General features: G+C 34.7%; 24 protein-coding genes. 4 read left to right on the top strand and 20 right to left on the bottom strand.

What is annotated here, in order from left to right; genetic code table 11:
* Positions 1 to 39: 39 nt before the first annotated feature.
* Positions 40 to 2,547 (bottom strand): hypothetical protein, encoded by a 2,508-nt coding sequence (locus tag NH288_RS03250; protein ID WP_265213035.1) that lies wholly within the window; start codon positions 2,545 to 2,547, stop codon positions 40 to 42.
* Positions 2,548 to 2,591: 44 nt separating this feature from the next.
* On the bottom strand, positions 2,592 to 2,933 hold the full coding sequence (locus NH288_RS03245; protein ID WP_265213034.1) for a hypothetical protein: 342 nt from the start codon (positions 2,931 to 2,933) through the stop codon (positions 2,592 to 2,594).
* Positions 2,934 to 3,048: 115 nt separating this feature from the next.
* On the opposite strand from NH288_RS03245, the gene NH288_RS03240 reads away from it, so the two are divergent.
* Positions 3,049 to 3,936, top strand: a complete 888-nt coding sequence (locus NH288_RS03240) for an ABC transporter ATP-binding protein (RefSeq protein WP_265213033.1) — start codon at positions 3,049 to 3,051, stop codon at positions 3,934 to 3,936.
* A 32-nt stretch (positions 3,937 to 3,968) separates the two neighbouring features.
* Here the strand turns inward: NH288_RS03240 and NH288_RS03235 are convergent, their stop codons facing one another.
* The 7 genes from NH288_RS03235 to NH288_RS03205 form a co-directional block, all read right to left on the bottom strand.
* Positions 3,969 to 5,261, bottom strand: a complete 1,293-nt coding sequence (locus tag NH288_RS03235; protein ID WP_265213031.1) for a S41 family peptidase — start codon at positions 5,259 to 5,261, stop codon at positions 3,969 to 3,971.
* Positions 5,262 to 5,269: 8 nt separating this feature from the next.
* Positions 5,270 to 6,445: a GspE/PulE family protein gene (locus NH288_RS03230; protein WP_265213029.1), complete on the bottom strand. Its 1,176-nt coding sequence runs from the start codon at positions 6,443 to 6,445 to the stop codon at positions 5,270 to 5,272.
* A complete protein-coding gene (locus NH288_RS03225; RefSeq protein WP_265213027.1) occupies positions 6,445 to 7,974 on the bottom strand; it encodes a YifB family Mg chelatase-like AAA ATPase in 1,530 nt (509 codons plus the stop codon). Before NH288_RS03225 ends, NH288_RS03230 begins: the two co-directional genes overlap by 1 nt.
* A gap of 70 nt (positions 7,975 to 8,044) precedes the next feature.
* The gene (locus NH288_RS03220; protein WP_265213026.1) at positions 8,045 to 8,962 is read right to left on the bottom strand and encodes an RluA family pseudouridine synthase; all 918 of its coding nucleotides are present in this window, start codon (positions 8,960 to 8,962) and stop codon (positions 8,045 to 8,047) included.
* 13 nt (positions 8,963 to 8,975) lie between these two features.
* The gene (locus NH288_RS03215) at positions 8,976 to 10,247 is read right to left on the bottom strand and encodes a serine hydrolase (protein ID WP_265213025.1); all 1,272 of its coding nucleotides are present in this window, start codon (positions 10,245 to 10,247) and stop codon (positions 8,976 to 8,978) included.
* Between the two features lie 45 nt (positions 10,248 to 10,292).
* On the bottom strand, positions 10,293 to 10,742 hold the full coding sequence (locus NH288_RS03210) for a hypothetical protein (protein WP_265213024.1): 450 nt from the start codon (positions 10,740 to 10,742) through the stop codon (positions 10,293 to 10,295).
* Between the two features lie 96 nt (positions 10,743 to 10,838).
* Complete coding sequence (locus NH288_RS03205; protein ID WP_265213022.1) at positions 10,839 to 12,263, bottom strand: hypothetical protein; 1,425 nt, start codon at positions 12,261 to 12,263, stop codon at positions 10,839 to 10,841.
* A 147-nt stretch (positions 12,264 to 12,410) separates the two neighbouring features.
* Between NH288_RS03205 and NH288_RS03200 the strand changes: the two genes are divergently transcribed.
* On the top strand, positions 12,411 to 13,238 hold the full coding sequence (locus NH288_RS03200; protein ID WP_265213020.1) for an exodeoxyribonuclease III: 828 nt from the start codon (positions 12,411 to 12,413) through the stop codon (positions 13,236 to 13,238).
* 38 nt (positions 13,239 to 13,276) lie between these two features.
* Here NH288_RS03200 and mnmA read toward each other — a convergent pair whose 3' ends face one another.
* The 11 genes from mnmA to NH288_RS03145 all read right to left on the bottom strand — a co-directional run bounded on the left by mnmA (position 13,277) and on the right by NH288_RS03145 (position 22,489).
* The gene (gene mnmA / locus NH288_RS03195; RefSeq protein WP_265213019.1) at positions 13,277 to 14,380 is read right to left on the bottom strand and encodes a tRNA 2-thiouridine(34) synthase MnmA; all 1,104 of its coding nucleotides are present in this window, start codon (positions 14,378 to 14,380) and stop codon (positions 13,277 to 13,279) included.
* Entirely contained in the window at positions 14,377 to 15,444 is a 1,068-nt protein-coding gene (locus NH288_RS03190; RefSeq protein WP_265213017.1) for a cysteine desulfurase family protein, read from the bottom strand. Before NH288_RS03190 ends, mnmA begins: the two co-directional genes overlap by 4 nt.
* A gap of 154 nt (positions 15,445 to 15,598) precedes the next feature.
* Positions 15,599 to 16,294 (bottom strand): aldose epimerase, encoded by a 696-nt coding sequence (locus NH288_RS03185; RefSeq protein WP_265213016.1) that lies wholly within the window; start codon positions 16,292 to 16,294, stop codon positions 15,599 to 15,601.
* A 33-nt stretch (positions 16,295 to 16,327) separates the two neighbouring features.
* Entirely contained in the window at positions 16,328 to 16,741 is a 414-nt protein-coding gene (locus tag NH288_RS03180; RefSeq protein ID WP_265213014.1) for an EamA family transporter, read from the bottom strand.
* Between the two features lie 43 nt (positions 16,742 to 16,784).
* Complete coding sequence (locus NH288_RS03175; protein WP_106459917.1) at positions 16,785 to 17,006, bottom strand: YdbC family protein; 222 nt, start codon at positions 17,004 to 17,006, stop codon at positions 16,785 to 16,787.
* A gap of 2 nt (positions 17,007 to 17,008) precedes the next feature.
* Complete coding sequence (locus tag NH288_RS03170) at positions 17,009 to 18,079, bottom strand: GH25 family lysozyme (protein WP_265213011.1); 1,071 nt, start codon at positions 18,077 to 18,079, stop codon at positions 17,009 to 17,011.
* Between the two features lies 1 nt (position 18,080).
* On the bottom strand, positions 18,081 to 18,563 hold the full coding sequence (msrA, locus tag NH288_RS03165; protein WP_265213009.1) for a peptide-methionine (S)-S-oxide reductase MsrA: 483 nt from the start codon (positions 18,561 to 18,563) through the stop codon (positions 18,081 to 18,083).
* On the bottom strand, positions 18,560 to 19,042 hold the full coding sequence (locus tag NH288_RS03160; protein WP_106459914.1) for a threonine/serine exporter family protein: 483 nt from the start codon (positions 19,040 to 19,042) through the stop codon (positions 18,560 to 18,562). The genes msrA and NH288_RS03160 overlap by 4 nt, the downstream gene beginning before the upstream one ends.
* 1 nt (position 19,043) lies before the next feature.
* A complete protein-coding gene (locus NH288_RS03155) occupies positions 19,044 to 19,826 on the bottom strand; it encodes a threonine/serine ThrE exporter family protein (RefSeq protein WP_265213008.1) in 783 nt (260 codons plus the stop codon).
* An 8-nt stretch (positions 19,827 to 19,834) separates the two neighbouring features.
* On the bottom strand, positions 19,835 to 20,635 hold the full coding sequence (locus tag NH288_RS03150) for a J domain-containing protein (protein ID WP_106459912.1): 801 nt from the start codon (positions 20,633 to 20,635) through the stop codon (positions 19,835 to 19,837).
* Between the two features lie 78 nt (positions 20,636 to 20,713).
* Positions 20,714 to 22,489, bottom strand: a complete 1,776-nt coding sequence (locus NH288_RS03145) for an ABC transporter ATP-binding protein (RefSeq protein WP_106459911.1) — start codon at positions 22,487 to 22,489, stop codon at positions 20,714 to 20,716.
* A gap of 171 nt (positions 22,490 to 22,660) precedes the next feature.
* Here NH288_RS03145 and NH288_RS03140 point away from each other — a divergent pair, with 171 nt between their 5' ends.
* Together NH288_RS03140 and gltA are read left to right on the top strand one after the other, a co-directional pair.
* Positions 22,661 to 23,503, top strand: coding sequence for a sulfide/dihydroorotate dehydrogenase-like FAD/NAD-binding protein (locus NH288_RS03140; RefSeq protein ID WP_106459910.1), 843 nt, complete (start codon positions 22,661 to 22,663; stop codon positions 23,501 to 23,503).
* Positions 23,490 to 24,881: an NADPH-dependent glutamate synthase gene (gene gltA, locus NH288_RS03135; protein ID WP_265213004.1), complete on the top strand. Its 1,392-nt coding sequence runs from the start codon at positions 23,490 to 23,492 to the stop codon at positions 24,879 to 24,881. The genes NH288_RS03140 and gltA overlap by 14 nt, the downstream gene beginning before the upstream one ends.
* Positions 24,882 to 24,916 lie beyond the last annotated feature (35 nt).

Raw genomic sequence — 24,916 nt, 5'->3', positions numbered from 1 at the left:
AAATAAGGGCAGCCTTATATAAAAGCTGCCAACTTATTATCAAATTATCCTTGATAATTTCCTTCCTATTAAATAGATTAAAATTCCCAACAATATAAGGTAAATCGATCCTATATAGCTATCAAAATGACTTATGCCATATTTTATGCTTAGGCTGCCATCAACAATTTCTTCAACTAAGAAATAAGTGAGAGGATTTAAATATGAATAGGACCTAAACAAGTATAGGATTAAAAACATCACAACAATTATAAAAGCTAGGGCTATATAAGTTTTAAACATATCTTTAGCTATTAAGCTTAGAAATTGAACAAGGCTTAGCAAAAACATTAGCAAAGATAGGCTTAATATTATCGTATCTAATAGATATCTACCAAGAGAAATATAGGTGAAATCCTTTGAATAGTCTATAGCAAGATTCGGATCAGCTACCCTTCCTAAATATTTTAAAATAGGAAAATTTAAAGTTTTCCTAGGGTCATTCAAAATCCCCATAATTACAATCACAAGGCTTGTCACTAGTAAAAATTTAAGGCAAAAAGAAAGGCTTGCTAGAAACTTTTTATCATAGACTTTTCTTAAATCAAGAGGCTGGGTCCTTAATAAATCATAGGAATTTTCATTTATAAATTCATACTTATAAGCCCCTCCATAGATAAATACGCATATCATTATAAGAAGGATAGGAAGTTTATATTCATTTATAAGCTTTAAAAATAAGATAAAGGAAGAAGTATCCTTAGGTATCTGAGCCTTTATAGCAGCATCCAAAACCCTTTTATCTTTTAACTTATCATAATAAGTGAGGCTCCTATCATAAATTAAATTCATAGGCTTGATATCTCTACTTATTAGCTCTTTTCTGAAACTATGGCTGGCTTGTTTTGAAAACTCAGATATCTTTCCATTTATCAAATTTCCCTCAGAAACCTTAAAGTGCTCATCAGTAAGATTTGGGTTTAATTCATCACCAAGACTTTCAGCAAATAAGCTAGCTTTTGACAAAATTTTATAAAAATTTTCCGAATCAGAAGCTTCCTTTAGCTTATCCAAGTCATTAAGCTTATCCATATAGGCCTCTGCCTTAGAAGCTATGTTGGGATCCTCACCTTTATCATTTGTATATGAATTTTCATTAAAATTTGCCCCATCTCTTATCATGGCAATCTTCATAAAAGTGTTTTTATAGGCATAAAAATCTTTGCTTGTCATTTTTGACCTTAGATTTATAGAGAAAATTAGTAATATAAGAGCGATAAGTGTGAAACTTAGGCCTGTATTTTTGCTAAAAGATTTTATTTTAAGCTTTTCAAAAGAAAGCAAATTTTTAAGCTTTATTCTTTCTTTTTTAATTTTGTTTCTACCAATCTTTCCCTTAGTAAATTTTATAAATCCATAAGCAATTATCAAAAATAATATCCCAAAAATTAGATAAATACCTATAAGGCTTAATTTAAAACTTGGGCTTTGATAAGAAAAATCGACCCTTCCTTTTATATTCCCCATTAATTTTTTGTTGCCGAGAATAAAATCATAATAGGAAAAATAAAATGGATTATAGATATTCTGTAATTTTTCAGCAAATTCAGTCAAAGCACCCAAAATTCCACTAATAAATACCGCAGTTTCTAGGAAAATATTGGTATTTTTAAAAATGAGTCCCAGGCTTATAAAGGCACTGCTAAAGAAAAACACTCTTGCCATAAAGATAAGAAAAGTTTTCCATAGAAATCCAGCAAAAATCACCTGGTTTTGATTTTCTCCAAAACTTCCTATTGGTAAGGTAAAAATCCAATCATAATCCCCCTTGATTTTACCTATTAAAAATGATGTTAGTACAATTGTAAGAAAATATATAAAAGCTAGAAAAAGTCCTAAGCTAAGCTTATCAAGCAAAATCCAAATCCTTTTCTTGATAGAAGTTAATTTTAAAAAGGCCTGACCATTTTCATAATCCCTACTAAGGCTTGCACCTACAAATAGGCTTATTAACAGGACAGGAACTAAGCCGAAATATATTTTGATATTAGAATAAAAAATATTTTGACTTGACTTTCTTATATTTTTTATAAATGAATCTGGACTTAAGTCTTTATTTTCAATATTTTTATAAAAATCCCTTAAGAATATTAATCTTTGCTCATTTAGAGGGCTTGTCTTAAGCTTATACTTATCAATAAAATTTAAGATATCCTCGAAAAATGATGCTCTCATAATAGGAGGATTTTCCCCTAGATATTCATCACTTGAAAGAACCATTTCATCATAATCAATTTGGCCAACAATCTTTTGGTAATCTTTATTAAAATCATCTGTCACTCCTTGCCAAACCGTAGTGGGTGGATAGGTATCAGAAAGTTTAAAGCAAAGATTATTATCCTTTTCTAATACCCTGTCAAGTACATTCACATCTTCCAAACCGTCAATTAAAGAATAATCAATATCTGCTTTTTTGATAAAAGAGATAAAAAGGGCAAAGATAAGACTAGCAAGGATAAAAATAAGGAAAATTTTATTTTTTATTAGCTTTTTAAATTCAAATTTCATAATTTTTCCTTCCTATATTAGAAAAGTCTATGCCCTTAATCTAACTATCTATCAACGGTCAAATTCATTACATCATTCTTTGGGTAAGCATTTACATAACCGCCATATACAAATAACCCTAATCCACTGCTCTCCTCTATACCAATAAATCTTTCATAGTAAAGCCAGCCTTCATAAAGATAGTTTCCTTCAAGTTTTTTATATCTGACTTTATCAGGAGCCATACGTGTCATTGCTCTAACTATTTTTGACCTATAAGCTTTTTCAGCTTTATAACTTGTTGTAAATTCTGTATCTTTTTTAACTTCAGTTTCAGCATTAACATTTACTAAAGGTAATAACGCAAACATTAGTACAATCATTATTATTTTTCTTATTTTATTCATAATATCTCCTAATTGTGTATGGCATAGACCTATCTACGAGATAAATATTGACAAAAGATAATATTACGATATATTATTACTATACTAACGTATTAGGATTTGTAAAGGAGGACTTATGATCTTATCTATTAAAAATTTAGAAAAATCTTATGGGAAACACAAAGTTTTAAAAAATATTTCTTTTGATTTAGAAAAGCCTACAATCCTAGGCCTAGTAGGTCCAAATGGCGCAGGTAAGTCTACCCTAATAAATTGTATAGGAAACCTTATACCATATAAGGGGGAGATAAATATTTTTGGCATTACCAATAAAAAGCCTGATGTTTTTCAAAAAATGTCAATCCTTAAAGATAATACGATACTCTATCCCTATCTGACTGGCCTTGACCATCTGAAATTTATTAAAGAAAGCCATAATCTTGATGAAAATAGAATTTCCTATGTGATTGATTTTTTAGATATTGGCTCTTATATGGACAAGAAAGTTGCCTCCTATTCTCTAGGTATGAAACAACACCTCCTCCTTGCCATGGCTATAATGCCAGATGCTGACCTTATTATAATGGATGAACCCCTTAATGGCCTAGACCCAACAAGCATCCTAAAAACAAGACATATTATTACAAACCTCCATAAAAATGGTAAGACACTGATAATATCATCACACTCTCTACTAGAAATAGATCAGGTTACAAATGATATCCTCTTTATAAAAGATGGTAGACTTATTTATGAAAATATTAATGATTTTAAGAAATTAAAAATATTATTAGGATTTAAAAACCATGAAAATCTTATAGTCTTTAAAAATATCTTGGAAAGGAATGAAAAATTTAAATTTGAGGAAAATCCTGATAGAAGCATTCTTGAAATAAATATGAATGAAGATAATTATATAGAATTTATGAATATCCTTACAAGATCAAATCTTGAAATAAACAAATTTCAAACAAGTAAGCTGGGTGCTGAGGATAGGTACAAGGAAATTTTTTCCATAATGTAAAAAAGCCCACAGACTATTTTAAAGTTTGTAGGCTAATTTTTTTGAGCTTCTATTTCTATTACTTTTTTGACGCACCCATCATTAGAAGGAATTTCTGATTGATCTTTTTTTGGAATCTCTATATCTGGGATTGTGTAGGTTGATTCTTCCATTGACTTTGTTTCCCTAAGGCCTAACTCATGGGAAAATCTTAGGATGTATTTAGTGTTTGGTAGTTTTACCATGGCTGGTGTTGTCCCTATACCATCTCCTCCTGTCTTTTCCCCTATAATTGTTCCTAGCTTATTATCCCTAAAAAAGTGGGCTGCTATTTGGCCTGATGAATAAACATCTTCATCTATCAAAAGATAGAGATTGCCATTAAATTTATATTCATCTCCAAATTCGCCAGCATTTTCAAGACCCGGATTAAAGATTATGTGGGTGTAATTTTTTCTGATATTATCTATCATCTTCTTATCTTTCTTAAGAAAAGGAATATTATCTTCCAAATATTTAAAATCTGACTCCTTAATTTTCTTTATGGAATCCTTTGATTCCGGATATTGGGGATCATACTTAAAGACCTCATCTGACCTGAATAGAATATATTCATGACTATCTTTAAATTTTCTTTTACCCAAAATCATCGGATACAAATAAGTATCTGTATAAGCAGAATTGCCCCCACCATTGCCTCTAAGATCAATAATTAAAGCCTTTTTATTTTTTGATTTTTTTAAGTAAGTTTTCAATAGCTCCAAATCTTCCTCAAAATCAGCTGTACCTGGGTCAATCATTGCCCTAATTTTTAAGTAGGCTATCTCCTTATTTATGTCTTGGGTAATTAGATTTTTTGTAGCAGCCCTAGATTCTTTAAAAACCTTATCAAATAAACGTGATATTTTTATCCCAAATAAATAATTTATCAAATCAACATTTACTTCTCCCTTTTCCTCTTTATTGGATAAGACAAAGGTCTCCTTCATGTCGTAAGATTCTTCACTATCTAATAGATTGGTATGACCATCACCCAAGTCTTCTAAAATCTTATTCATCCTGTCAAAAAATTCCCTATCGGTACTTATGTTTTCTATTTCTTTCTTATAGTCACTTCGCCTTTCCAAAAAATCATAGGTTCCATTTCTATAAAAAAGGGCATAGTAGTTTTCTAAGGTGTCAAAAGCATAATCAAAGTCATTTTCAAAAGGACTTTGGTCTTTAGAATAATATTTAGCATCAACTTCATAATCAAAATGAATTTCTTTACTTCTTAATAAGAAAGATAGGGAAATTCCTATTATTATTGAAGCCAAAAGGCCCATAATTATTTTTAATTTTTTCATATTTTCCCTCAATAATCAAGGACGGATAACACTTCCTCAAAAGAAGTATCACCTTCCATTACTTGGATTAGGCCATTTGTTATCATAGGTCTAAACTTTTCTTTTTTTAGCTTATCCTTTAGTTCCTTTGATTCTAGGCCGTAGTTTTTAAGTATTTCTTTGAATTCATCATCTATTAGGATTACTTCTTCTACTGCCTGGCGTTCTATATAGCCTTTTTTGCATTTTAGGCAGCCTACAGGTCTGTAGATTTTTTTATTTCTATCCACCCTTAGGTATTTGCTTACTAGTTCATATTCGAAGTCTGTCATGGTGTCGGATTTTTTGCAGGTGCATAATTTTCTGACTAGCCTTTGGCTGGCCAGTGCATTTATGGCCGATCTTATGAGAAATTCCTCTACTCCTAAGTCTTTTAGTCTTACTAAGGCTGAGAGGGCATCAGTCGTGTGAGTTGTGCTCACGACTAAATGACCAGTTATGGCCGCCCTTATAGCTATGGCTGCTGTCTCCTTATCTCTTATCTCGCCTATCATTATTATGTCCGGATCTTGGCGGAGGATAGCTCTCAAAATTTTGGGATAGGTTAAGCCGATTTTTTCCTTTACTGATATTTGATTTATATTTTCTATCTTATATTCAACTGGGTCTTCAATTGAAACTATGTTTACTTCCTCTGTATTTAGGCTTTCTAGTAGGCCGTAGAGGGAGGTGGACTTGCCTGAGCCTGTTGGCCCGCTTATTAGGACCATGCCGCTTTTTTTACTAATTGCCTTTTGTAATTTTTCCTTAGAATTATCAGAAAAGCCTAGAAGCCTTGCCCTATTTTTAAATCTTTCTAAGGAAAGGATTCTTAGGACTAACTTTTCACCATTGACTGTGGCAAGGGTTGATATCCTAAAGTCGATGTTTTCAAAATTCTCTAGCTTTAATGCCCCATCTTGTGGGAGACGTTTTTCTGAAATATCCATCTTGGCTTCCACTTTTATTTTTGATATAAGCATTTCGGCATTTGTCTTATTAATCCTCATTATATCAAACAAAATCCCATCTATCCTTAATCTAATCTTGCCATAAGTTTCTTCTTGTTGGATATGGATATCAGATGCATTTTCCCTTATAGCATGGCTTAATAAATCGTTGATAAAGCCATCTATATCGGATAAAATCTTTCTTTGGTCAGGCATTATACGCTCCAATACTTATCATCCAAGGACCTGTATCTAATGGCTTCTAAGAGGTGCTTTTGGGTGATTTCTGGGCTTGCTTCAAGATCTGCTATTGTTCTAGCCATCTTAAGAATTTTGTTATAGCTTCTTACCGAAAAATTATATTTGTTAAAGGCCACTTGACCGATTTTTTCAACGTCTGGACTTAGTTTGATATATTTTTTCATCTGTCTGGTTGAAAGCAGGGCGTTGGTCTTTATTTTTTCGTCCTTGTATCGAGCACTTTGAATTTCCCTTGCCCTTACCACCTCACTTTTTAACTCAGCTGATGATTTGGACTTAGTATCTCCCCTTAGATCATCGTATTTGACAGGTTTTATCTCTATGTGGATGTCGATCCTATCTAAGATTGGGGAAGAAATCTTATTTAAATATCTTCTAATCTCATTGATGGAGCAAGTGCATTCCTTAAGTGGATTGCCATAATTGCCGCATGGACATGGGTTCATGGCTGCAATTAGGATAAAATCTGAAGGATATTTGACACTAGCCTGGGCGCGGGCCACGTTTATTTCCTTGTTTTCTAGGGGTTCTCTCAAAGCTTCGATAACATTTTTCTGGTATTCTGGAAACTCATCCAAAAACAAAACTCCCCTATGGGCTAGGGTTATCTCACCAGGCTTTGGCACCGAATGGCCGCCACCTATGAGGGCTACCTGGCTTGATGAGTGGTGGGGTGCCCTAAAAGGTCTTTCATTTACAAGATGACCGCTATCAAGAAGTCCCATTATAGAATAAATTTTTGTAACCTCCACCCTTTCTTCAAAGCTCATATCTGGAAGAATTGTTGGTAAATGCTTGGCTGAGAAGGTCTTTCCAGATCCTGGAGCTCCTATCATGAGTAGGTTATGGCCTCCAGCAGCTGCTATTTGGAGGGCACGTTTGAGATTTTCCTGGCCCTTAAGATCCTTAAAATCATAGTCATAGGATACCTTATCTTCAAGCAGGGCTGGATTTATCTTATAGGGACTTTTGCTAATATCTCCATTTAGAAAGCCGACAATCTCTTCTAACTTCATAAAAGGATAGACTTCTATATCAGAGATAATGGTACATTCATCCTTATTTTCGTAAGGAATTATAAATTTATTAAAGCCCTTTTCTCTCATAGAAATAACCATGGCAAGAGCTCCCCTAATTGGCATAATTCTCCCATCTAGAGAAAGTTCTCCAAGAAAGATAAGGTCATCATTTATCCTTTCAATGATGCCCATAGAGCTTAGGAGGGAAATGGCAATAGGCAAATCTAGTTGTGTGCCTTCCTTTTTTAAGTCAGCTGGTGATAAATTTATGGTAATCCTTCCAGCTGGAAATTTGTAGCCGGAATTTATTAGGGCAACCCTGACCCTATCCTTGGCTTCATTTATCGATGAATCTGGCAGGCCGACTATATTAAATTTTGGCAAGCCGCTTGTTATATCGCTTTCAACCTCCACCAATCTCCCTTCAAGGCCAATTAGTGAAGTTGTATTAGTTTTTGAATACATATTAACCCCCTGTCTTATATAATTATATCATAAAATTTAAGACTTTTAAGCATTTAAAAAAGCTGAGCTTTCACTCAACTTTTATCTTCTCTTCATCAAGGCCTAAAATATTTAGATACTTCATAAATTCTTCTGGTGGCCTTTGCTTAAATTCTAATTTTTCTCCATTTTTATCTTCAAAGGCAAGGTAGGTGCAGTGAAGAAGTGGATGGTCTAGGTTAAATTTGTGCTTGAAATTGCCATAGACTGGATCTCCTAGGAGGGGATGGTTGATATCTGTCATATGGACCCTTATTTGATGGGTCCTGCCTGTTATTATATGAACCCTAACTAGGGAAAATCCCTCGACTTCGCTTAGGACCTCATATTCAGATATGGCTTTTCTCCCTAAATTTAAAACCGCCATCTTTCTCCTATTGTGGGGGTCTCTGCCCATAAAATTTTCTATCCTGGCTGATTTTTCCCTAAAATTGCCAAAGACTATAGCCAAATATTCCTTTCTGACCTTTCTAGTCTCGAAAAGATTTTTAAGGTAGCGGTAGGAGTCGTTATTTTTGGCAATTACCATAAGTCCAGTCGTATCCTTATCAAGTCTATGGACAATGCCTGGCCTATCTTCGCCACCAATGTGGGAGAGATTGTCATAACCATACTTAAAAAGCAAGGCATTTACAAGGGTGCCAGTCACAATTGATCCTGCCGGATGGACTATGAGATTTTTTTGCTTGTTAATGACTGCTAAGTCATCATTTTCATAGACCACATCTAGGGGGATGTCTTCTGCTATTAATTCAGGTACTTCAAATAGGCTATCGTCGATAAAGATTTCATCGCCCTCTTTTAGCTTGAAAGATGGTTTTATTTGATTTTCATTTACTAGTATAAGCTTATCCTTGATAAAGTCTTTTATCTTCTCCCTTGGTATTTCATCAAGTTCGTCGGATATATACTTATCTACTCTTATCGTATCATCTGCAATTAATATCATGTTTATTTCTTTTCTATAGGATTTTTTTGGCTTTTTCTACCATTTCTTCTGAGTTTTTGATATTAGCCAATAGCTTTGACCTAATATCAAGACTTGCCCTTGGAGATTTTTCTAGAAGAGTCTTTGCAGCTTCTAGGCTCCTGTTGTTGTTATAAAAGGCTAGGGCAAGGCTGGTATTTATTTGTCTTAAATCTTTTTTATCTGTATAAATAAGTCTTATTAGGTTAAGGGTCCTGTCATCCTTACTTTCTATTTTATTTTTTGTAAGCTTAGCGAGGCTATCACTTGCTCTTATTACTAGATATTCTGATTTCTTATTTGATCTTTCTAAATTTTCTCTAATATTATCAACAGAATTTGTCTTTAATAAAAGGCTTGCTGCATCATAACTTATCTGATTTTTATAAATTGCATAGGCAAGTTTCTTCTCTGTCGTATCCATCCTAGAAATCTCTGCTCTTTCTTTTTGCTCCTTAAGAAGAGTCATCTTCTTATCATAATTAACGAAGGCTTCCGTTATTTCCAAACCTAAGTTATTTATGAGCTTTATTTGCATATCACGACCAAGATTTGCCCTATCTTCTGTCAAAAGGCTTATTATAAAGCTAGACTTTCCAGTATTTATAAGGGCTAGGTCATTTTCAATATTTTTTAGCTCGCCTGTTTTGTTTAGGCAATATAAGCTTGGATTTATATCTTTTAAAAGCTTGACTCTTTTTGATGATGAATCTTCCATTGATTTTATCATATCTTTAGATATTTCATCATTTGACTTATAAATTTCAATGAGTCCCTTACTTAGGTCCTTAGAGTTTGTTATATTTTCATCTCCTTGGCCAAGCATTAGCCTATTAAGCCTAGTTTTATCTGACAAAGTATATTTAAAAATCGCTCTATTTATCCTATCAAAACCTAATTTTTCTATGAGGCGGTTTGTTGCATCATTATCAGAATTTCTTAAGGCTAGGTCAAGGTCATCTTTTATACCATCAGAATATGAAAAATCTCCATCATATATGGCATCTCTCATAGCAAGACCGATAAAAATCTTGATTGTTGATGCTGATGGAAGATAAGGCGTATCAGCATTTGACATCCTTATATCAACATCACTTTCTCCACCGATTGATTTTATATTTATGTCATAAGTAAGCTTGCCATCAATAGTATTATAAATTGCATCATGGATATCTTCTTTGAGGGAATTTTCATCCGCAAAGATCCTTGGTTCAAAACTTATAAAAAGTCCAAAGATTATTAGACTTAGTTTTAAAATCTTTTTCATATACTCTCCTTATTACTAATCTTATCACATTCTGCTTATCAAAGTCTAGATAGTGAAAATAATTAGGAAACCCTTATTAGTTTTTGGAGAATAAAAATATAATTTTTCCTCACTCATTAGATCTAGGTCCATATAATAAATATCGTCATTTTGCCTAAATTTCTCAAGGTCATTTAGGATATGGTGGTCAGGATTTTCTCTTTTTATAAGGTCAGTGAGATTTTCATAGCGTTTTTCAAAAAATTCATTAATTTTCTTAAAATCTTTTATATCATCTGTATCTTTTAGGCTAAAGGAATATACATCCTCCCTATCATTGCCAAAGCCACGCTCACTATAATATTCCAACTGATAAGAAGACAACCTATCTCCTATTTCTTTTAGGTCTTTAAGCTGAGAATTTTCCCTAAGTATATTTAAAGCTAGGTTGAAAATCACAATTAGACCAATGATGCTTATAAATATTATTATAAAAATTTTAAGTGATTTTTTCATTGCCTATCCCTTCTTTTAAGATAACTTTATCGTAAATAAGCAAAAAAACAATCCACCCCTGAGGAATGGATTGTAATAAAGTTAAACATTTATCTCTTATTTAGTTTTTTTATAAGCAAGACCTGCACCGATTAGTCCAATTAGGGCCATTGATGAGCCGATTAGACCTGTCTTTGGGTTTTTAGCAGAAGACTTGTTTTCTTTTTTAGAATTTTTATCTTCCTTTTTATTATCTTTTGCCTCTACTTCTTCTATCTTAAAGATTTTGCCAAATTGGGCTGGATAAGAAGTTAGGATTACATCATCTGTCGTGATTTTATAGACTTTTCCTACTTTTAATTCGCTTTTGCCAAATTCTTTTTTAGGGACTAAATACTTATCTTCCTTATTTGATTTTCTAGCTACTGTGACTCCTTCCTCATCGATTTTTTCTATTACAAAGGTGTCTGTAAGCATAGTTTCTTTAGCTTTTTCTTTTTTCTCTTCCTTTTTTTGTTTTTCTTTTACTTCTTCAACCTTATATACAGCTGCAAATTGAGCTGGATCTGATGTTAGGATTTCTTCAGATGTTTCTATCTTGTAAGTTTTGCCTACTTCTGGATTTACTTTTCCAAAATCTTTTTTATTTAGATTGTATTTGTCTTCTTTGTTTCCTTTTTCATAGACTGTTACAAAGTCTCCATTTATTTTTTCTACTACATATTCTTTGGTCATTTTTTTAGCTTGTTCTTTTTCAACTATTGAATAGATTTTACCAAATTGGGCTGGATTAGAAGTCATAACTACATCGTTAGTTGTAATTGTAAAGACTTTGCCTTTTTCAAGCTTCATGTCCTTAAATTCTTTTTTAGGAACATTGTAGACATTTGCTTCATTTCCTAGTTCATAAAGATCTACACCTTCTTCGTGAATTTCTTTTACTACATAATCTTTTACAATTTTTTCTTCTTCAGATTTCACTTCTTTTATTTGATGTATTTTAATAAATTTTGCAGGGTCAGAGGCTGTTAGAATATCATCGGCTGTTATTTCAACTTCTTTACCTTCTACAAGGTCAATATTTTTGAATTCACTCTTAGGAACATTATATAAATCATCTGGATTAGATTTTTTATATAAGTCTACCCCTTCTGCATTTATTTTTTTAATTACATAAGTATCAGTTATTACGTGGCTTTCCTTACCTTCTATGACCCTATATACTTTTACAAATTTTGCAGGATCAGATTCTAGGATTTCCCAAGATGTGTAAAGGGTAAATACTTTTCCTTCCTTAAGGTCCATTCCCTTAAAATAAGATTTTGGCACATTGTAGACTTCTGCTTCGTTATTAACTGCTGCAAGGTCAACACCTTCCTCATAAATCTTTTTAATCTTATATTCTGCTACTTTTGGATTTGTAATTGAGTCTTCTGCGTCGATTTCATTTACTTTTTGATTTTTCATTTCTTCGCTAGCGAAAGCTGTGTTAATTAACATAGCTGAGATTGCTAGGGCTAGTAATAATTTAGATTTTTTCATGACACCCTCCTTAAATTATGTATTGGTATCTTTCTTAATTATATAATACCCAATAGGGTGTTAAATTTGTGTTAATTTTGTAGAAATTTTGAAAGTTTTTTAAAAGTTGTATACTAATATAAGAAGAAAATAACAAAGGAGATTTAAATGAAATTTATTTCATGGAATATAGATTCACTAAATGCAGCCCTTACAAGCGATTCTAATAGGGCTGTGATGAGCCGTTTAGTATTAGATACTATCGTTAAGGAAGATGCAGATATCATTGCCATTCAAGAGACTAAACTTCCTCACGGCGGCCCTAGCAAGAAACATAAGGAAAAACTTGCCGAATATTTCCCTGATTATGATTACGTTTGGCTATCAAGTCAGGAAGGCGCTCGCAAATCCTATGCAGGCACCATGACCCTTTATAAAAAAGGCCTAAAGCCTGAGGTAGACTTTCCTGTAATCGGGGCCCCATCTACTATGGATCTTGAAGGTAGGATTATTACCTTAGAATTTGAAAATTATTATTTCACCCACGTTTATACACCAAATGCTGGTGATAAGCTTGTTAGACTTCCTGAAAGACAAGAATGGGATAAGCTTTATGCAGATTATTTAAAAAGTTTAGATAATAATAAACCTGTAATCGCCTGTGGGGACTATAATGTGGCCCACGAGGAAATCGACCTTGCTCATCCAGAAAATAACCGCATGTCAGCAGGTTTTACAGATGAGGAGAGGGAAGGTTTTACAAATCTTTTAGCAAAGGGCTTTACAGACACCTTTAGATATATCCACGGCGATGCCCGAGGCAAATACACCTGGTGGGCCCAAAGGGTAAAAACAAGTAAAATCAACAACTCAGGCTGGAGAATAGATTATTTCCTAGTTTCTGATAGGATTAAGGATTTAATAACAAATTCTGATATGATTAACTCTGGCGAAAGACAAGACCACACACCTATTGTTTTAGAAATAAATATATAAGAAAAACCTTGAAAGTTCAATGCTTTCAAGGTTTATTTTTATACTCTTAACTTTTTATCATTCATATATACTTCATCAATTATTGCAGATCCCAAGCACACTTCCCCATCATAAAATACTGCAGCTTGGCCAGGTGTAACTGCCTTGGTTTCATCATAGGTCACTTCTACCTTGCCATCCCCAAGTAATTTTACATGGGCATTTATATCTGCCTGTCTGTACCTAAATTTGGCAGTGCAATCAAATTCTTCTGGGCAAGGCTTATCAGAAATTGTAGAAAATTCTGAACCATAAAGCTTATTTGAAAATAGGAGTGGATTTTTCTTTCCCTGGCAAACTAGAAGCTCGTTTTTTTCTAAATCTTTGCCATAGACAAACCAAGCTTCACCTTCTCCACCAATTCCAAGACCACGTCTTTGACCGATTGTGTGATACATAAGGCCATCGTGTTTGCCCAAAATATTTCCCTCAGTATTGACAATATTTCCCGGCTGGGCTGGCAAATAATGGGATAGGAATTCGTTAAAATCTCTTTCGCCAATGAAGCAAATTCCTGTTGAATCCTTCTTATTTGCTGTAGCAAGGCCTGCTCTTTTAGCGATTTCCCTCACCTCAGATTTTTGCAAATCTCCTACAGGAAATAGTACATCCTTTATCTGGTCTTGGGAAAGTTGGCTTAGAAAATAGGTTTGATCCTTGTTAGAATCTAGGCCCCTAAGCATCTTTGTTTCCCCGCTAGACCTATCAACTCTGGCATAATGGCCTGTTGCAAGATAGTCTGCTCCAAGATTTTTGGCAAAATCTAAAAATGCCTTAAATTTTATTTCCTTATTGCACATGATATCAGGGTTTGGAGTCCTACCCTTCTTATATTCTTCAAGAAAATAAGTAAAAACCCTGTCATAGTATTCTTTTTCAAAATTTATTGAATAGTAGGGAATGCCGATTTGATTACAAACTGCTACTGCATCTTCAAAGTCTTCTTCGGCAGTACAAAAGCCATTTTCATCGGTATCATCCCAGTTTTTCATGAAAATCCCTGTCACATCATAGCCTTCTTCCTTTAAAAGAAGGGCTGCAACAGAAGAATCTACCCCACCTGAGATACCTACTATTACCTTTATATCTTTTTTATCTGTCATCTCAAAGCTCCTAACACTTCTATAAGTTTGTCAATATCTTCCTTAGTATTTTCAAAACCAAGACTTATCCTAAGGGAATTTTTCGCCCTATCCGGTCCATAAATTCTTTCAACAACCTTTGAAGGAATCACAGCCCCAGCCCTACAAGCAGATCCTGCAGACACTCCTATACCGTGCATATCCAAATAGGTAAGGAGAAAATCAGCCCTGTAGTCCTTAAAATAAATATTTATTATATGGTCGACATCTTTTTCTGGATTACCATTTATTTCATAAGACAAACCAGTTTTGCCAAGGCTATTTATCAAATAATTCTTTAATTCTTTTATCTTTACCCTTTCTTCAACCATATAAGGGAAAGATTTAGCCATCGAATAGGCTCCCATTACAAAGGAAGTTCCGGCCCTGCGGTATTTTTCCTGTTCGCCACCCTTTATAAAGGAAGGGAGGTTTTCTCTTGCAAAAAGCACTCCAAAACCATTAATTCCACCAATCTTATGGCCAGAAAGGGATAAGAAATCAATCCCCATATCATCCACATCTATATCAATATGGCCATAGGCCTGGACGCAGTCTACATGAAAATACACATCCCTATCTCTTAGAAATTCTCCAATTTCCTTGATAGGTAAAATAAAACCAGTTTCGTTATTAACCATCATTATTGACACAAGCTTAACCTCATCAGTAAGCTTTGCCTTAAGGGCCTCAAGAATGTCGGTATCTTTTTCAATCCCTAAAAGGATGGTATTTTCTGGCTTATAAGTATTTTCTATAGAGTCATGTTCTATATTTGTTGTGATAATTTTCTGATCAGCAAAGGCTGATAAAACTGTATTATTTGACTCACTTGCCCCTGATGTGAAAATAATTTGAGATGGATTTGCATTTATGCTTTCTGCAATATTTCTTCTTGCATCTTCCAAAATCTTCTTAGCCTCTCTACCAAAGGCATGGCTAGAATCAGGGTTGCCGTCAAACTTATCAGCATTTTCTAATATTTTTTCTAAAATTTTCTTTCTTTTAATGCTAGTTGCAGCATAGTCAAAATATATCTTCTTCATTCTTTGAATATACTTTTATAAAGCTTGATATCAAGGTTTGTGAGCAAATGAAAACCGCCCTAAGGCGGCATTTTTCACTTTAATTTTTCATAAATTTCTTTCGAATAATATTTACTGATTTTAAAATATCCAAGTCTGAACCTGGATATTTTGCTTATTCTTCAATTTTTATTTTCATTGATGCCTTAAAAGTTTGGCCAGATTTTAGGATAAATGGGTCTCCGCCCTTGATGAAAGACTTGCCATTGTAGCATGGTTCTACGCACCTATAATCTTCTAGAAAATCTGTCCAAATTGCAAATTTGTGGAAATTATCGCTTGTGATTTTTATATTAAAATTTTCTGCCCTGAATTTTACTTCACTAGCATCCAAAAAATAAGTGTCTTCTAGGTTAAAGTCGCCAAAATCTAGGCCCTCTACTTTAAAGCTTTCTCCTGCTTTAAAATATGGGTGAAAGCCTGGTGCTACTGGCAAGTCCTTATCAGACCCATTTACCATCTTTATCTCAGCTAATAAATAATCCTCTCCCAACTCGTAGCTTATAAAGGAATCTACTCCTTCATAGCCACATCTTCCTGCAAGATAGAGGTCGATTTTTTTATCGCTTATCTCTTTAATTTCCCACTCCTTATCTCTTCCGTAGCCATGATCTTTAAGGTCGTTTATCTCGCTTGGACCAAAGGATGGAAGGCATGGGTGGCTGCCACCTCTTGTTTTATTTTTGCCATTAATTTCCCTTTGAAATTTTGGGTAAAATACATCTTTCTCATCATAGGTGAATTTTTCTATGTAGGCCCCATTTGTATTTACTTGTAAATATATTTTTTTATTTTTTAATTCTTTTTCCATAAAATCTCCTTTATTTTTATATTTACCCAAATTTTATAAAACCATGACAAGGGTGCCTATGGTGATAAAAATTGTCCCAATTATAGCCTTTTTGCTGGCTACTTCTCCTAAAAATAAAAAGGCAAATATTATCGTAAAGACCACACTTAACTTATCGATCGGCACTACCTTTGATACATCTCCTAGTTGGATTGCCTTATAGAAGGCTAGCCAGGAGATGCCTGTGGCAAGACCTGAAAGAATCAAAAATATGAGGGATTTTTTGGATATTTGACTTAGGTCATGCTGGCCACCTACAACAAAAACCATTATCCAGGAAAATACTAGGACTACGCAAGTCCTTATGGCTGTGGCTAGGTTTGAATTAATATCTCCTATGCCAAACTTGGCGAGGATTGATGTGAGAGCTGCAAATATTGCAGATATTAGAGCGTAAAAATATGTCATTTTTTCTCCTTATAGAAAAACTCTCCCAGCTAGGGAGAGGCTTTTAGTCTTCAAATTCGTCAGCTAGGATATTTTTAAGTACTTCCGCTTCTTCAGCACTTAGGGTTATACCCTTGCTCATTCTTGTGTGATCTTCATTCCAATCTCTGATATCGTATTTTGGATCTCTTTCATTCCAGCTTACTAGGTTAAGCTCCTTGGTCCAACCCTTAGCATTTGTTGATAATACTCCGATATTTTCTACTATATCATATTTAATTGCCATAATTAACCTCTCAATCTTTTGTTTACTTCTTTTTGTATTATATTATAGTCGTAGCCTGCATAAGTCAAGCGTCTTTCTCTTTCCTTACCATAGGACCAATAGCCATCCATGATTTCTTGGACAAGCTTATCCATATCCTTATAAGATCTGCCTTTGATTATTAATGGATAATCTCTGTATAGGATATTTTTATCAATGTTACCATTGTAGCCATTTACCCTGCCTGTGTGGGCATATTGCCATACATCAAAGTCTGTATCTGTATAGCCTGTATAGTTTTTTGCCTTATAATCAGCTATCCAAAATTCATTATTATTTCTAACTTCTCTTGTTAGGTGGTTTTTGGCAAAGTGTGGATAAGAATAAATTCCTGCAAGATATCCTTTGGCTTTCATCGTCTTTATAAAAGCATCTGCTGCCCTTGATAAGTTTTCCCTGCCTGCCTTGGCCTGCCTTAGATTATCTTCTATATCTATATAGATTGGAAGAGATACATTTTTTCCTTTAACAAAATCTAGGACGAAGTTGGCTTCTTTCCTAGCTTCTTCTTCATTTGTAGCCCTTGAATAGTGATAAAATCCAATTGGGACTCCCCTTCTGTTAAGATTATCATAATGGGTATCCACGGTGAAATCTTTTCTAAGATAATAGGTCTTTTCCTTAGTTTTTTCATCTTCCTTGAAAGTTGTTATTGATGAACGGAGGATTGCTCCCTCTATGTCTTTGGCAAACTTGTCGTAATTGATAGCACTTGGCTTTTGGTGCTCTGAAATATCTACTACATTTGAGTAAACTGCTGTCTTTGGATAAAGAACTGGAGCTTTTTCTTCTTTGACTTCTTTAATTGCTTCTTTAGTCTCTTTTGTAAGATTTTGCCTGCCCTGATCATTATTTTTGGCTATTTCTGCTTGACGTCTTGCTGAAATTTTATTTGTATCAACCTTTATTCCATTTTCTACTAAGACCTTATCCAAATTGCTATTATCGTAATAAACTATTTCATCTGCAAAGGATAAGCTTGGTCCAGCTAAAAGGAGGGCCAGGCCTAGGCCTAATATTTTTCTAATTTTCATTTTATATCTCCAATACATCATCCAGATTTATATGGCAATAGCCAGCTGGGTTTTTCTTTAAATAGTCTTGGTGGTATTCTTCAGCCCTGATATAATTATTTAGGACCTTGACTTCCACCATAATTTTCTCTTTTTCTTTTTCTTGCTTAATATTTAAAAAGTTTCTTGCTGCCTTTAAAATTGCTTCAGACCTAGAATAAATTCCAGTCCTATATTGGCTTCCAACATCATTGCCCTGTTTGTTAAGGCTAGTTGGGTCAATTATATAGTAAAAATGTTCAAATATTTCATTTAAACTTATAATTTCTTCATCAAATGTTACCTTGACTGTTTCCGCAAAGCCTGTGACTTTTAACTCTTCATAGGTGGTTGTGGCAGTTTTACCATTGGCATAGCCTACTTCTGTCTTAATTACTCCATCAAGATTTGAAAAGTAGGCTTCAACTCCCCAAAAGCACCCACCTGCTAAATATACTTCTATCATTTTTTTCTCCCTAATAATATGCTTAAAAAATCTGTTCTCCTGTGGCTTCTTTCCTTATAAGTCCTTAAAGATAAGGAAAATGATGATGACAATAAGACTCCAAAGGCAATAGCTGCTGCTATACCAAGGGCCTTATAAAGTGAAATTATAGCCATAGGTGTCTCATTTGCTATAAAATATCTCATAGTATTGTAAATTGCTTCTCCTGGGCAAAGATTTATTATGCCAGGGAAGATAAATATGCTGGCTGGATAATGAAAAATCCTTGCCAAAACTTCTGAACTAATGGCTATAAATAAGGCTGACATAAAAGAAGCTATATAGACAGATTCGCTAAATTGCTCAACAAGCCTAAATATAACCCAGCCAAAGCCCGCATTAAGTCCTGAAACTAAGACTGACTTTTTTGGCGAATTAAACACATATGAAAATCCAAAGGCAGATATAGTTGAAATTATAAATTCTTTTATATATAACATCTTAACTCCAAAGCTTCATAATAGTAATCGGTGTACCTACGCCCATGGCAAGGGCTGTTGAAATTAAAATTGCAATAACAGCTCCAGTTAGACCTGAGGTTGAATCTCCACTCATCAAGTCTCTCATGGAATTTGTAAGCATTATTCCAGGGACAAAAGCCATCATTGATGAAATTATAACCTTAGATGACTCAATCCCTCCAATAAAGTTAAGGGCAAGGATAGTTACCAGTGAAACCATTACTCCGTAGAGGTAATTAACAACAAAATATCCCAAACTATTTTCTTCAAGAAAATGAGCAAAATAGTAGGATAAGCTTCCTACAATAAAGGAAATTAACATCTCATTTATACCACCCTTTAAAAGGAGTGAATAAGCAGCAGCTGCAATGCCTGCACCGACAATCTTAAAAATTAGGGGTTTATCTGGTGATTCCTTAATGTTTTTAAGCTCCCTTAGGGCATTTTCAAGGCTCATCTCTCCCCTACAGAAGGACCTGGAAAAGCTATTGACCTTATCTATATAATAAAGGTTATTTGACCTAGCTTTGACCCTTCTAACATTGGTATGGACTTCATTTTTGTAAGAAAAGCTTAGGATTATAACATTGGTAGTTGAGTAAACATCCACATCCTTAGTATTTTTCTTACTTCTTATAATTCTTTCAATTGTATCTTCTACCCTATAAACTTCAGCACCATTTTCAAGCATGATGGCACCAGCATCGCTGGCTATTTCTGATAATAGGACAGCTGATTCTTCATTTCTTATCTGATCGTGCATAATTTTTCCTATAGGTAAGTATTCTTATACTTTTTAATATTATCTTCACTCAAAAACTCATAGGCTGCATTTACCTCTTGGAATTTCTCCTTAGCTCCTGGCTCTTTATTTAGATCAGGATGGTATTTTTTTGCAAGCTTTCTATAATTAAGCTTAACCTGGTAAATGTCTGTATTTAAAGGTAGGTCTAAGGTTTGACAAGATTTTTCGTATTTTTCCTTAAAACCTAGGTCATTTACTCCATAATTCTGATATCCACCTTGATATCCGCCTTGGTTTTGATAGTTACCAAAGCCAGAAAAATCTCCTTGGCCAAAATCTCTTGTTTCATAGTAGGTGAAGTTACCGAATATATCTTCAAAGTAATCATTCATCCTCTCTTGGCGTGCCCTAGCCTCTTCTTCGGCAGCTCTTTGTCTTTCCTTTTGCCTATCATTTATATATTTTTCTGAATAATCACCAAGAGAGTCAAATCCTTGCTTTTCTCCTGTAATTAGGGAGTTGGCCCTATCATACATCCATTCAGTTAGGACATAGTTGCCATATCTTAAAAATGATATAAAACTTGGTCCAAGAACTGGTATTATCATGATTACAAAAATTGCCATCCACACCTTTGATGGTAAAAATAAGAGCAAGGTTGGCAAAAATATAAAAGTTGAACAACCCAGCATAAATACGACTGCAAGGAGAGATCTGATGCCCTCAAAGGTCATTACTAAAATATTCATAAAATTTATAAGGACTGTAAAAATAGTCCCGATTAATGTTGCAAGTCCGTGAAGGAACTTTCCAAAAAATTTCTTCATAAGTCACCCTTTCTCCCTTTATTATACATCTTAAAGGATTTTTACCAATAAAAAGACGGAAGCTTCCTTCCGCCAATTTTATCCAAATAAGTCTGTGTTATTGGAATTATATAGATTATAATAGACGCCTTTTTTCTCTAAAAGATTCTTGTGGTTTCCTCTTTCAACTATGCCATCATAAGTTAAAACTAGGATTTCATCAGCATTAATTATGGTTGATAACCTGTGGGCTATGGTGAGGGTTGTCCTACCCTTAGATAATTTTTCAAGGGAAGCTTGTACAATTGCCTCGCTCTTATTATCTAGAGCACTTGTAGCCTCATCTAGGATTAAGATTGGTGGATTTTTCAAAAATACCCTGGCAATTGATATCCTTTGTTTCTGACCGCCGGATAATTTCACTCCACGTTCTCCTATATAGGTATCAAGGCCATCTGGCAAATCTTTTATAAATTCATCTGCCCCAGCAAGTCTAGCAGCCTCTATTATTTCAGCCTCAGTAGCATCATCCTTACCATAGGCGATATTTTCCCTAACTGTGCCTGAAAATAGGTAGACATCTTGTTGGACGATTCCTATATTATTTCTAAGTGACTCAATTGATAGGTCCTTAATATCAGTATTGTCGATTTTTATAGACCCCTTATCAACATCATAAAATCTTGGGATTAATTTTGAGATAGTTGTCTTTCCAGCTCCTGATGGGCCTACTAGGGCTATGTTTTCGCCGACATTTATCTTAAATGACATATCTTCTAATACATAAGGGTCCTCATCTGGCGTGTTTGGATATTTGAAGTAGACATTTTCAAATTCAATCTTACCCTTCACATCATCAAGATTTTCTGGATTTTCCTTATCAAATATATCCTTATCTAGGCTCATTACTTCTACAAATCTTTCTATTCCTGTAGTTCCTGCTTCAAAGGTGTCGGTGAAGTTAATTAGCCTTTCAATTGTTGCAATTAGCATGTTTAGATACATGGTAAAAGCTATTAAATCTCCAGGACTTATCTCTCCACTTACTACAAAGTAGCCACCAAAACTTATCAAAAGTAGATACATAATTCCTGAAAAAGAATCCTTGACCATGAAAAATCTAGCCATAGCATAGTATCTATCAGATTTTATATCGGCAAATTTGGAATTTTCCTTGGCAAATTTACCCTTTTCGACTCCTTCGTTGGCAAAAGACTTTACTACGCTTATGCCAAGCAAAGTATCCTCTACTCCTGCATTGATTGCCCCTATTTGACGTTTGGTCTCAAATGTAGCCTGTCTAAATTTTTCCCTGGACCTTCTTGACATGATATACATGATTGGAATCATCAAATATATTATTAAAGATAGCTTGATATCAATATTTATCAATACTATAAAGGATATAATTAGTTTGATTGCCCCGACTAAGAATTCTTCTGGGACGTGGTGGGAAAATTCTGTTATTTCAAACAAATCTGAGGTAAGTCTAGTCATTAGCTGACCGACCTTTGATTCGTTGAAAAATTCTGTATCCATCTCTAGGAGGTGGTTAAAAATGTCCCTTCTCATGTCCTTTTCGATGAAGGCTCCCATTATGTGGCCCCTTGATTGCATGAAGTATCTGGCTATTACTGATATTGACTTAGTTATGGCATATATTATAGCAACCTTTACTATCCTTGGCCCATCCAAAATCCCAATTTGTGCCCAATCTGTAAGGTAGGATAATAAAATTGGAAGGATTAGCTCTGATAGGGTTGTAAGGCTTGCCGCTATTAAATCTTGTATAAGTACCTTTTTATATGGCTTATAATATGGTATGAAGCGTTTCAAAAGGTATTTGGTTGTGTATTTTCTCTTTTGCTTTTCCATAAAACTCCCTTCTTTTATTATTAACAATAGCTTTATAATACTATATTTTATAAATATATCACCTCAAATTGCTTTTTACAGGCTCATTGCTTAATCCTTGTCAAAATAGTATATTATCAGTAAAGAAAAGCTTATATCTACTAGCTTTTAATTTCAATTTGAGGAGGAATAATGGCAAGAATTATTGAAAAGACAAATTTGAATGCTAACACTATCAAATTTGTTGTTAAAGCCCCAGAGATTGCAAGAAAAGCTCTCCCAGGCCAATTTATTATCCTAAGGCTTGATGAAAAGGGCGAAAGAGTGCCTTTTACCATATCATCAACTGACGAAGAAAACGTAACTATCATTGTACAAATTATCGGTGGTACAACTATGAGGATGGATAATCTTAAGGCTGGCGATGGATTTTTAGACTTTGTAGGACCACTTGGTGTGCCAACAGACCTAGATTCCCTTAAGGGCAAAAATGTATGCGTTGTGGGCGGAGGACTTGGTACAGCTATAGCCTATCCACAAGCTAAATACCTTCACGAGGTCGGAGCTAATGTCGATGTAATAATGGGTTTTAAAAATAAGGACATAATCATACTAGAAGACGAGCTAAAGGCTTGTTCTGATAATTTATACATAACAACAGACGATGGATCTTATGGCAGACAAGGTTTTGTAACCCAAGTGCTCGAAGATCTTATAAATGAAGGCAAAAAATACGACCACGTCCTAACCATTGGCCCTGCTATTATGATGAAAAATGTTGTAGCTGTTACAAGACCACACGATATTCCTACAACAGTTTCAATGAACTCTATAATGGTAGATGGAACTGGCATGTGTGGCTGTTGCAGGCTAACTGTAGGCGGAGAAATGAAATTTGCCTGCGTAGATGGACCTGACTTTGACGGATTTTTAGTAGACTTTGATGAAGCTATGAATAGAGCCAGAAACTATGCTACAGAAGAAAGAGAACACATCTGCAACCTGACTGGGGAGGTAAGAAATGGCCAAATTTAATATGAGTCAAGAAAAAGTCAAAATGCCAGAACAAGACCCAAATGTTCGTAACAAAAACTTTGAAGAAGTAGCCCAAGGTTATACTCTTGAAATGGCTCAAGAAGAAGCCATGCGCTGTGTTCAATGCAAGAACAAACCTTGTATGGATGGCTGTCCAGTTTCTGTAAAGATTCCAGAATTTATCCACCTCATCACAGAAGGAGATATAGAGGCAGCCTACCAAAAAATTTCTGAAACCAACAACCTCCCAGCTATCTGCGGTAGGGTCTGCCCTCAAGAAAACCAATGCGAGGGAGTATGTACTAGAGGCAAAAAAGGCGAACCTGTTGCAATCGGTAGGCTTGAAAGATTTGTCGCAGACTATCACAATAATTTAAAATATAAAAAACCAGTAGAAGTCTATGCTAACAAGGAAAAGGTAGCTGTTGTAGGTGCTGGACCTTCTGGCCTAACTGCTGCAGCAGATCTTGCCAAACTTGGCTACAAGGTAACCCTCTTTGATGCCTTCCACACAGCTGGAGGAGTATTGATGTATGGTATACCAGAATTTAGACTTCCTAAAAAGCTTGTAAATACAGAACTTAAAAACGTAATTGGCCTAGGTGTTAAGCTTAGGACAAATGTCATAGTCGGTAGAACCCTCTCCCTTGATGACCTAAAGGAAAAGGGCTATGAAGCAATCTATATCTCGACAGGTGCAGGTCTTCCTTCATTTTTAGGCATTCCAGGAGAAAACTACAATGGAGTCTACTCAGCAAATGAATTTCTAACCCGTATGAACCTCATGAAGGCCTACAAGTTCCCAGAATATGACACACCAGTCCACGTAGGCAAAAAAGTCTGTGTAGTAGGCGGCGGAAACGTGGCAATGGATGCTGCAAGATCAGCAAAAAGACTTGGGGCAGATGTAACAGTAGTATATCGTAGAAGCTTTGAAGAAATGCCAGCAAGGGCTGAAGAAAGCCACCACGCCATAGAAGAAGGCATCAACTTCATGAACCTCCACAATCCAGTAGAAATCATCGGCGAAAATGGTTGGGTAAAGGCTGTTAAGGTAGAAAAAATGGTCCTAGGTGAGCCAGATGCATCAGGCAGACGTAGGCCACTTCCAACTGGAGAATATGAAGAAGTCCCATTTGAATCAGTAATAATTTCAATTGGCCAATCTCCAAACCCACTTATAAAACACACCAACCCAGACATAGAAACAGAATCTTGGGGCGGAATCATAATAGATGATACAACCATGACCACAAAAGACGGGGTCTTTGCAGGTGGTGATGCTGTAAGTGGTGCAGCTACAGTAATCCTTGCCATGGGAGCAGGTAAAAAAGCTGCAGCAAATATTGATAAATATATAAGAAATAAAAATGATTAAACATTAGAGCTAGCTTTAGCTGGCTCTTTTTGCTT

This window comes from Anaerococcus sp. NML200537 (genome assembly GCF_026131715.1).
Lineage (GTDB): Bacteria > Bacillota > Clostridia > Tissierellales > Peptoniphilaceae > Anaerococcus > Anaerococcus kampingae.
Note: the sequence above shows the minus strand (reverse complement) of the source record. Positions and strands in the feature narration are given on the sequence as shown.